The 9,128-nt window shown below is 46.6% G+C and carries 9 protein-coding genes; 3 read left to right on the forward strand and 6 right to left on the reverse strand.

Features of this window, described 5'->3' with window-relative positions; translation table 11 throughout:
• The first annotated feature begins 72 nt into the window (after nucleotides 1-72).
• The gene (locus tag J0895_RS09580; RefSeq protein WP_207087877.1) at nucleotides 73-3,573 is read left to right on the forward strand and encodes a WD40 domain-containing protein; all 3,501 of its coding nucleotides are present in this window, start codon (nucleotides 73-75) and stop codon (nucleotides 3,571-3,573) included.
• A gap of 78 nt (nucleotides 3,574-3,651) precedes the next feature.
• Here J0895_RS09580 and J0895_RS09585 read toward each other — a convergent pair whose 3' ends face one another.
• Nucleotides 3,652-4,596 carry a DUF4344 domain-containing metallopeptidase gene (locus J0895_RS09585; protein WP_207087878.1) on the reverse strand — a complete coding sequence of 315 codons (945 nt, stop codon included), beginning with the start codon at nucleotides 4,594-4,596 and terminating at the stop codon, nucleotides 3,652-3,654.
• Nucleotides 4,597-5,001: 405 nt separating this feature from the next.
• Between J0895_RS09585 and J0895_RS09590 the strand changes: the two genes are divergently transcribed.
• Nucleotides 5,002-5,658: a DUF3318 domain-containing protein gene (locus J0895_RS09590; RefSeq protein WP_207087879.1), complete on the forward strand. Its 657-nt coding sequence runs from the start codon at nucleotides 5,002-5,004 to the stop codon at nucleotides 5,656-5,658.
• A gap of 16 nt (nucleotides 5,659-5,674) precedes the next feature.
• Here the strand turns inward: J0895_RS09590 and J0895_RS09595 are convergent, their stop codons facing one another.
• The 5 genes from J0895_RS09595 to J0895_RS09610 all read right to left on the reverse strand — a co-directional run bounded on the left by J0895_RS09595 (nucleotide 5,675) and on the right by J0895_RS09610 (nucleotide 7,733).
• Entirely contained in the window at nucleotides 5,675-6,487 is an 813-nt protein-coding gene (locus J0895_RS09595) for a 7-carboxy-7-deazaguanine synthase QueE (RefSeq protein WP_207087880.1), read from the reverse strand.
• A gap of 38 nt (nucleotides 6,488-6,525) precedes the next feature.
• Complete coding sequence (locus J0895_RS09600) at nucleotides 6,526-7,089, reverse strand: hypothetical protein (RefSeq protein ID WP_207087881.1); 564 nt, start codon at nucleotides 7,087-7,089, stop codon at nucleotides 6,526-6,528.
• A 149-nt stretch (nucleotides 7,090-7,238) separates the two neighbouring features.
• On the reverse strand, nucleotides 7,239-7,376 hold the full coding sequence (locus J0895_RS26340; RefSeq protein ID WP_277989812.1) for a Txe/YoeB family addiction module toxin: 138 nt from the start codon (nucleotides 7,374-7,376) through the stop codon (nucleotides 7,239-7,241).
• Nucleotides 7,355-7,507, reverse strand: coding sequence for a type II toxin-antitoxin system YoeB family toxin (locus J0895_RS26945; protein ID WP_422894321.1), 153 nt, complete (start codon nucleotides 7,505-7,507; stop codon nucleotides 7,355-7,357). The genes J0895_RS26340 and J0895_RS26945 overlap by 22 nt, the downstream gene beginning before the upstream one ends.
• 1 nt (nucleotide 7,508) lies before the next feature.
• Nucleotides 7,509-7,733 (reverse strand): hypothetical protein, encoded by a 225-nt coding sequence (locus J0895_RS09610; protein ID WP_207087882.1) that lies wholly within the window; start codon nucleotides 7,731-7,733, stop codon nucleotides 7,509-7,511.
• 192 nt (nucleotides 7,734-7,925) lie between these two features.
• Here J0895_RS09610 and trpD point away from each other — a divergent pair, with 192 nt between their 5' ends.
• Complete coding sequence (trpD, locus tag J0895_RS09615; protein WP_207087883.1) at nucleotides 7,926-9,017, forward strand: anthranilate phosphoribosyltransferase; 1,092 nt, start codon at nucleotides 7,926-7,928, stop codon at nucleotides 9,015-9,017.
• Nucleotides 9,018-9,128 lie beyond the last annotated feature (111 nt).

Here is a 9,128-nt window from a genome sequence, read left to right on the forward strand (position 1 = left end):
CCCCCCCCTTAGCAAGGGGGGGTTAGGGGGGGTCCTCCCCATTTAATCCCAATTTAACCTGGTAAATCAATTATGACAGACTCCTATATTTTCTCCGGGACCTTGCCTGAAGATGCACCGACTTATGTCAAGAGAAAGGCGGATTTTGAGCTATATAATGGATTAAAATCAGGACAGTTTTGTTATGTATTGAATTCTCGACAAACGGGAAAATCCAGCTTGCGGGTGCAGGTGATGCGGCAGTTAAAACAAGCGGGGGTTGCCTGTAGTGTGATTGATATCTCAATGGACAATATCCAGCAGGGGACTTCCAATCAGTGGTATGCGAATATGCTTCGCTGTCTGACCCTGGATTTGCAGCTTGAGGTGAATTTGGGGTCTTGGTGGCGCGATCGCGAGTGGTTATCCCCCCTGGGTCGATTTCGGGAATTTATTGAAACTGTGGTTTTGGTGCAAATTCCGGGAACGATTGTCATTTTTATCGATGAAATTGACAGTATCCTTAGTTTAAATTTCCCCACGGATGATTTTTTTGCCTTTATTCGCGCTTGTTACAATCAACGGGCACATCATCATCCTTACAATCGTTTGACATTCTGTTTGTTAGGAGTGACAACTCCCTCGGATTTAATCACCGACAAACAGCGCACTCCTTTTAATATTGGACAAGCTATTGCCTTGCATGGGTTTACTTTCGCCGAAGCAAAACTGGCATTACTGCCCGGATTGTCTCAGCAGTTTACTTCTCCTGAAACTGTTTTATCAGAAATCTTAGATTGGACTGGAGGACAACCCTTTTTAACCCAGAAATTATGTAAATTACTGGTTGATAAAGCTCATAATTCTCAACCGAATGTAGGGGAATTGGTTAAAGCGTACCTGTTGGACAATTGGGAATCTCAGGATGAACCTGACCATTTAAAAACAATTCGCGATCGCCTACTTTATGACGAAAAACGCACCCCGCGACGATTGGGACTGTATCAAAAAATTTTAACAGCTAACCCAGAGGGATACCCAGCGGATAATAGTCTGGAACAAACCCAACTACGTCTATCGGGGTTAGTCGTCAAAAAACAGGGCAATTTAACCGTATTTAACCGTATTTATCAACAGATTTTTAATGCCGACTGGATTGAGAACCAGTTAGCTAATTTGCGTCCCTATTCCGAGGCGATCGCCGCTTGGTGGGAGAGTGGCGGGGAAGATTCCTCCCGGTTATTGCGGGGACAGGCATTGCAGGATGCTTTAAACTGGGCCGCTGATAAAAGTTTAAGCGATCGCGACTACCAGTTTCTTTCCGCCAGTCAAAACAGCGAGAAAAAATCCCTAGAATTAGCAAAACTCGAAACCGAAATCACCTTAGAAGCAGAACGAAAAGCCAAACAAATCCTAGATACTGCCTACCAAAAAGCTCAACGGGTGATTACCTTCGGATTAGTCGGACTCTGTGCCGTTTCCCTCGTTTCCCTCACCATTATTTCCTGGGCCAATTCCCAAAAAAGACAAGCAGAAATTGCCGAAATTCAAGCCCTCAATTCAGCCTCTCGAATTCAGAATTCTTCCAATGAAAAACTCGAAGCATTAGTGAATGCAATTCGGGCGGGGCGAAAATTACAATCCAATTGGGCAACCTCGGAATTAATGACCCCGGGAGTGGTTAATTTAGAAACCATTTTAGCCAATCTTCAAGAACGGAACAGTTTAAATCGGCATCGCGGATGGGTGTGGGATGTTGCTTGGTCTCCCAACGGAGAAACCCTTGCCACCGCCAGCGCTGATGGTACCGCAATCTTATGGACAGCGCAAGGGGAATTACTGCATACCTTAGAACATGGCGATCGCGTTTATGGACTGGGTTTTTCCCCGGACGGACAAACTCTGGCCACAGCTAACGCCAATCACAGCGTCAAATTGTGGGGAATGGATGGCACTTTGCTTCATACCCTCAGCGGACATCAAGGGAGTGTTTTTGCCGTGAGTTTCAGTCCTCAAGGTCAGTTACTTGTCACCGGCAGTACCGACAAAACCGCTAAAATTTGGCGCATCGAACCCAACTCCCAAACTCCACCTACCCTCATTCAAACTCTCACGGCCCATACTCAAGAAATCTCCGATGTTAGTTTCTCTCCCGATGGTAAAATTCTGGCTACAGCCAGTTATGATAATCAAGTAAAACTCTGGAAAATTAATTCCCGGGGACAAGCAGAATTATTAACAACATTGACGGGACATCAAAGCGGTGTTTCTACGGTTAATTTTGCTCCCGATGGTCAAACTTTAGCGACAGCGAGTGGTGATGGCCGGGTCAAACTCTGGACAAGGGAGGGAGAATTGATAACCGCCATTAAAGCGCATAATGATGTCGTGACTCGGGTGATTTGGTCTCCCGATGGCAATCTGCTGGGGACGGCAAGTCAGGACCACAGCGTTAAACTCTGGAGTGTCTATGACAGGACCCTGCTGAAGACTTTAACGGCCCATAGTGCTGCCGTCTGGGACATTGCCTGGTCCCCCGATGGCAAAACCTTGGCCTCCGCGAGTGGGGATAATACGACAATGTTATGGAATCCTGAAATTCGCTTAATTGAGGTCTTTCAGGGACATCAGGATTTGGTAAATACGGTGAGTTTTTCCCCCGATGGAGAGATTTTGGCCTCTGGGAGTCGGGATAACACGGTGCAACTGTGGCAACGAAACGGGGCCTTAGTGCAAACCCTGCGAGGACATCGCGATTGGGTACATGGGGTGGCCTTTTCTCCCGATGGAGAGATTTTGGCCTCGGCAAGTCGGGATAAAACGGTCAAACTTTGGGACCGCCAGGGGAAGGTTTTACAAACCCTGCGGGGACATTTGGATTTAGTGCATAGTGTGAATTTTTCTCCCAAAGGCGATCGCCTGGTTTCTGGCAGTTGGGATGGTACTGTCAAAGTCTGGAATCGAAATGGAAGTCTTCTAAAGACTTTAATCGGCCATGAAGGACGAGTGTTTGAGGTGAAATTCAGTCCAAAAGGGAAGTTAATTGCCTCTACCAGTGCAGACAAAACGGTGAAATTGTGGGATAGCGAGACCTTTACGTTAGTTGCTACCTTAGAGGGACATTTGGATGAAGTGAATAGCGTGAGTTTTGCTCCCGATGAAACGGCGATCGCCACCGCCAGCGATGATAATACGGTGAAAATTTGGAGTTGGAATGGAGAATTGTTAACGACCCTAGAGGGACATCGGGATAAAGTTTTATGGGTGAGTTTTTCGTATGATGGCAAAATTTTAGCCTCCGCCAGCGACGATCGCACGGTTAAAATTTGGAGTCGTCTGGGTCGCCTCTTAACCACCCTAGAGGGCCATCAAAACCGGATTGCTGGGGGGAGTTTTAGTCCTGATAGTCAAATTTTAGCCTCCGCCAGTTGGGACCAAACGGTGAAACTGTGGACCATTGCCGACATTTCCCGGGATAGTTTAGACAGTGAAGGCGATCGGTCGAAGTTAGATAAACTCTTAACCCTTGCCTGCGATCGGTTACATGATTATGTCACGTACACCCTACAATCTTCCCTCTGTCAATCCGAATAAATTTATCGTTATCCGATGTTCGATTTTACGACTTTAGTCGTGACTTTGAACTGAGGATAATTAATTTAATCGGCAGATTTACTCTTGATAATAAGGGGAGAGCAAGACTTCCCAACTTTGAGACTTTTGAGCATACTCGTACTCGCATCCCTCTGCTCGTTCTGCTGGTAAATCTTCATCTTCTACTAAAAATTTATATTTCTCTGGATTGCTTCCATAGACTAAACAGGCCATATTATAATATCTTTGAATATTCAGAGAATGTTCTCCCCAATAGGTCAACTCTTCTAGTTCCGCTTCCTCTTCCGCATCGACTGCAAATTGCCAGACTCCGGAAAGAACGGCATTTTCCCCTTCTTCTCCTGCTTGTAATAAAATAATAGCCGCAAATTCATCGACTACATCTTCTTCTCTTCCTGTAATCGGTAACTCTAACTGGTCTACCAAGGCGTGTCCGAGTTCATGAAAAAAGGTGAAGAGTCCGGCATTAATCACTTCTGCAATATATTCTTCATCGGTTTCCACCTCTTCGGTGAAAATTTGTTTATACCGTTCGATTAATTCATAACACATCGTAATTTCAACTTCTGAGGGGTCGTAGTAGGCATTTTCTTCCCCACATTCCATGAAATAAACTGGAATATCATTAGGTAAGATTAATAACTCATTAATGGTTTCAGCTATTTCTTCAAAAATCTGGCTTTCTTTGATAATATCATGGACTTCTTGATAGGTTTCGTCTTCTACGGGGGTATGAAATATTAAAATATCTCCGGTATCTTCGAGTTCATCGGTTTGAGCAGTTTGCTGGATTGTTGTCCGCGAATTGATTGCCGTTGTAGTTCGTTTGAGATTACCCGACGATCGCGCTTTTCCAATGGGAGTTGCTGTTGCAGAGATTTCCGACTCTCTGGGATTGGATTCTATCTCTATTTCCGTACAACCGATTAGGACTGGATTCATAAAAACCAGACTCATCAAGGTGACATAAATCCTGCGGAGGCGATCGCGCAAAATGTTCATAAAATAGCCGCTTAACCAGGGTGATGGATTTTAGACTAGATGCCCCTAAATAATTTTTTACATTTAATTTGCATAAATTAGACTTTATTCTGAGGGAGGATAAAAGTGTTATAGTTAAACCGGGGCAATCTATTTTTTACTAATATTGCCACGGTTTAACTCTTGCAAATTAAACGAATAACTCTCTGATTTTGTAAATTCTCGTGATTATAATATAACTTGCTAATATTGTCAACACCCCGAGGATTGAAAGAGGGAGCTAGGCCATCTGGAGACCCTTTCCAAGGGTATGGATGCCCCAGGAAACCGAATCAAGGGGGAGTGGAGTGGTGCTTATGGCCTAAAAATCGCTACAATCCAAGTAGATAAACTGTTTTTTGTGTCAAATTTTCAGCGGCTTGAGCAATGACCTCATATACTACGACAAAAGCTGACATGATAGAACTCCGACGGCTCAAAGGCTTACTGCCGCCGGAATTGCAAAGCTGGGTCATGGTCGAAAAAGCGATCGAAGTGAATCCACCGTTGGTTCGCAGTGAAGAAATCGGAAGCGATCAGGTGGAAGTCCAAATTGACCTAGTGAAGTGGGAACAACTCGCCCTGGATCAGCGCAACTTGCTGTTTTGGCATGAAGTAGCACGCATCCAAAACGACACCATTTCTAAAGAGGGATGGGAAATGGCGGCGCTGGCGATCGGCTTAGGTGGCGCAGTGGGAGAACTGTGGGTACAGGATGGATTGCTGCTGTTGTTGGCACTGTCTCTGTGCGGGGTGGCGGGATACCGACTTTATCAGAAAAACAATGGCGATCGCACCTTAAAGGAAGCAATGGAGGCAGATGAAAAGGCGATCGCCCTTGCGACTCGTTTTGGTTATTCCCTTCCCAACGCTTACAAAAGTCTCGGCAGCGCCCTAAAAACCCTCGTCGAACTCACCCCGAAAAAACGCCAGCGCAGCAAATACGAAGCCCGGTTGCAAGGGCTCAAACGCAGTGCTGCCAAAGCCAAAGCCAAGGTTAAGGCAGCGCGGGAAACTACAACAAATACGGAAAGCGTGTACTAACCCCCACTGCACCCCACTACAACTGACCCAACATTTTATGGGTTTGTGGGACCACTCGCACGGGTTGGAGCCATTGTTTCATCAATCCTTGCCACGCCAGCACCTTTGTGGGTGCTGGTGATTTTATGGCAGGGGTGGGGCGATCGCCAAAGTTCGCCGTTTCTCCTGCACTCAGGGGCGTCACAGGTTGCAAAAACACCGTCACCTGGGGATTAACCCCCGCCACTAATTGCGCCGCCTGTTCCAACTCCGCCTCTAGGGTGTCATCGGAAATAATAATTTTGACAAAAACATCCACTCCGGCGGCACAACAGAGGCTCAAAAATTCCTGATGCGCCTGCCAATGGGTTTCTCCACTGACACTCGGCAATTTGATATCCATCCCCACCAGATCCAAATGAGGCAAAATCCTCTGCAATTGTTGGGGACGATGACCCCCGGTTTCTAAATACAGAGGTAACCCAGTTCGTTGTTTGAGTTGAGGCAGAAATTCTACCAAAAAGGGAGTATGGAGTAAGGGTTCACCGCCGGTTAAACTGATGCTGTCATGTAAACCCGGTTGATTTTGGCGATCGATCCAGTCCAGGAAGAGGGGGAGGGGGACGGGGTTGGGATGAACTTCAAAATCGCGATCGCCGGGAGTTTTTTCAATCCGACAGGTATCCGGTGCTGTCCAAGTATGAGCGCTATCGCAATAGTCACAGCGCAAATCACATCCGGCAAAGCGAATGAAAATTTGACGAGTCCCCAAATTCAATCCTTCGCCTTGAATACCCGAAAATACTTCGATCGCTCTTACAGTGGGAGGAGCGGCAATGGAATGAGTCATGATCAATCGATGGATTCTTTACGGGATTAATGTTCTGATTAGGGGTTGCGCTTCGGTGGAAGTTCGCCGAGTTTCTGCAACTGTTGTTGCACCTCTACTTCCACTATAGAAGGGATTCGAGCGATCGCCTGGACAATTTCCCTCTCCAGTTCGGCGATCGGCGTTTGTCCCGGTTTCCCCGGAGGCAGTCCCTCCAAACACTGTTGTAGCGCGCTAATCACTTCAGCCAAACTTTCCACCTGTTCTAGTTCCGGGCGCTCTTGAAACTCACTCCGCAGGCGATGTAGCTGGGTTTTTAACACAATTAGTGATTGCTCCAACTCCGTTGAGCGCGATCGCAGTTGTCGCACTGCCGCCACTACGGGTTCAATCTCCTGGGCGATCGTCATCTTCATCGATTCCGGGGCGATCTTCACCTCTTCAACCCCCACCCGCGATGGCATAATCTGTCGTCGCCGATTCATCAAATTCAACCCCAAAGAAACCGTCACCGGCACTGCCACATAAATCACCTGCCCAGAAATAGCCGCCACCACTGACCCCGCCACTACACCCGCCAGAGAGACATATTCAGCAATATTCAGCCAGTCACGCCGATCCATCAAGTCACCCCAGGTATGAAACAACCCTCATTTTAAGCCCTAACCTGGAAACTCTACCGTTCCTAGAGGAGACTCTCGTCTCAAAACCCTTGCGTTTTCCAGCACAGCCTGATAACTTGAGAGGGCTACAAGACCTCTATTGATTGTAATTACACTTCATAATGAAATTTACAAGCAAAAATGAATATTTCTTCATCCGTTACTTTATAAATTAATCGATTTTCCATATCAATGCGTCTGGACCAAAAGCCACTTAGTTCATATTTTAGAGGTTCGGGTTTGCCCAATCCCTCATATATGGGGAACGTTCAATGTCTTTTATCAGCTCTATTATTTTTTTATGGAGCTTTTTGTCTAAATTGAGCCACTCATTAAAATCTGCAAAAGCAGAATAATGAAAGACTATTCTCCTCTTCATGTTATAGAAAGCTGTCTAAGTTGACTTTAATTAAGTTTTGACCATTGTTAACGTCTTCAATGGCGGCCATTAATTTTTCTTTGTTAATTTTTGAACTCAATAGATACTCAGTTTCATCGAGTTCAGAAACACCAATTTCTATCTGTTTATCGCAAAATTTTGCTTTAATCTCATCTAAAAATTGAGCATCAATCTCATTAGCATTTAATCGATAAATTGCTGTCATGATTGTTTCCGAGTTGAGAGACAAATGTTATCCACAGGACAATCCTAACATAGCCACCTTTCAAGCTTCAACCCAGCCCCACTGCTGAAAACCCCATCCAGAAATCGCCTAAGAGCCTGCTTCTCGCGGTAAAATCGATTCGTTTAAATCAGCAGCATCCCCGACTGCTTGCCGTGCAATCCAAATTTAACTATGACTGATTCTCCTTCCGCAACAGAACAAACTCCCGGAAAAATAACCTTAGACACCAACTGGTCCGAGTTACTGCAACAATTGCTCGATCGCCAATCCCTGACTCTGGATCAAGCCAGTCAACTGATGACGGGATGGCTTCAGGAAGAAATTCCCCCAGTGTTATCCGGGGCCATTTTAGCCGCCCTGCAAAGCAAAAGTGTTTCCGCAGAGGAACTGGCAGGGATGGCAAAAGTTTTGCAATCCCAGTCTGCCTATCTGGAAACTGGCGCAAATGGTGAAACGCGCAAACGGGCGATCGATACTTGTGGCACCGGAGGCGATGGGGCTTCGACTTTTAATATTTCCACCTGTGTTGCCTTTGTTGCCGCCGCCGCTGGGGTTAAGGTTGCCAAACATGGGAATCGATCGGCATCGAGTAAGGTGGGTTCTGCCGATGTTTTGGAAGCCTTGGGTGTGAATTTGAATGCACCGGGTAGTCAGGCGATCGCCGCTTTAGATGAAGTCGGCATTACCTTTCTATTTGCACCGGGTTGGCATCCAGCGATGAAAGCTGTGGCCCCTCTGCGCCGCACCTTAAAAGTTCGCACCGTCTTTAACTTATTGGGACCTCTGGTCAATCCCGTGCGACCCACTGGACAGGTGATTGGCGTCTGTGAACCGAACTTAGTGGTGCCGATCGCCCATGCCTTACGACAATTGGGGACTGAATTAGCCATTGTGGTGCATGGACGGGAAAAACTCGATGAAGCGGGATTAGCAGAAGCCAGTGATTTAGCCATCCTTGCCAATGGAGAGGTCCAACTCAGTACCATTACCCCGGCAGAAGTCGGACTGGAACCCGCACCCACCGGGGCATTGCAAGGCGGGGATGTCGCAGAAAATGCCGAGATTTTACAGTCGGTCCTCCAAGGTGGGGGGACTCAAGCGCAACAGGATGTCGTCGCCTTAAATGCCGCGTTAGCGTTACAAGTCAGCGGCATTATTGCGGTGGGGGACCATATCCAGGGCATCGCCTTAGCCAAAGAAATTCTTGCCTCCGGTGCCGCTTGGACAAAAGTAGAGCAATTGGTAAAGTTTCTGAAGCAGTAAGACAGCAGCAGGTTAGAAACCGGGTTTCTTCAAAAAAATTGTGGCAATTTCCAGTAAATCTAGGCGAGAAACCCGGTTTCTGGTCCCCCTTTAAAAAGGTTAGAAACCGGG

The sequence above is a fragment of the Phormidium pseudopriestleyi FRX01 genome (genome assembly GCF_017313335.1).
In the GTDB taxonomy this organism is placed as follows: domain Bacteria; phylum Cyanobacteriota; class Cyanobacteriia; order Cyanobacteriales; family Laspinemataceae; genus Laspinema; species Laspinema pseudopriestleyi.

Excerpts from the sequence above, each read along its gene's own strand:
- J0895_RS09580 (WP_207087877.1), top strand. The coding sequence starts at position 73 with ATGACAGACTCCTATATTTTCTCCGGGACCTTGCCTGAAGATGCACCG.
- J0895_RS09585 (WP_207087878.1), bottom strand. The coding sequence starts at position 4,596 with ATGAACATTTTGCGCGATCGCCTCCGCAGGATTTATGTCACCTTGATG.
- J0895_RS09590 (WP_207087879.1), top strand. The coding sequence starts at position 5,002 with ATGACCTCATATACTACGACAAAAGCTGACATGATAGAACTCCGACGG.
- J0895_RS09595 (WP_207087880.1), bottom strand. The coding sequence starts at position 6,487 with ATGACTCATTCCATTGCCGCTCCTCCCACTGTAAGAGCGATCGAAGTA.
- J0895_RS09600 (WP_207087881.1), bottom strand. The coding sequence starts at position 7,089 with ATGGATCGGCGTGACTGGCTGAATATTGCTGAATATGTCTCTCTGGCG.
- J0895_RS26945 (WP_422894321.1), bottom strand. The coding sequence starts at position 7,507 with ATGAAGAGGAGAATAGTCTTTCATTATTCTGCTTTTGCAGATTTTAAT.
- J0895_RS09610 (WP_207087882.1), bottom strand. The coding sequence starts at position 7,733 with ATGACAGCAATTTATCGATTAAATGCTAATGAGATTGATGCTCAATTT.
- trpD (WP_207087883.1), top strand. The coding sequence starts at position 7,926 with ATGACTGATTCTCCTTCCGCAACAGAACAAACTCCCGGAAAAATAACC.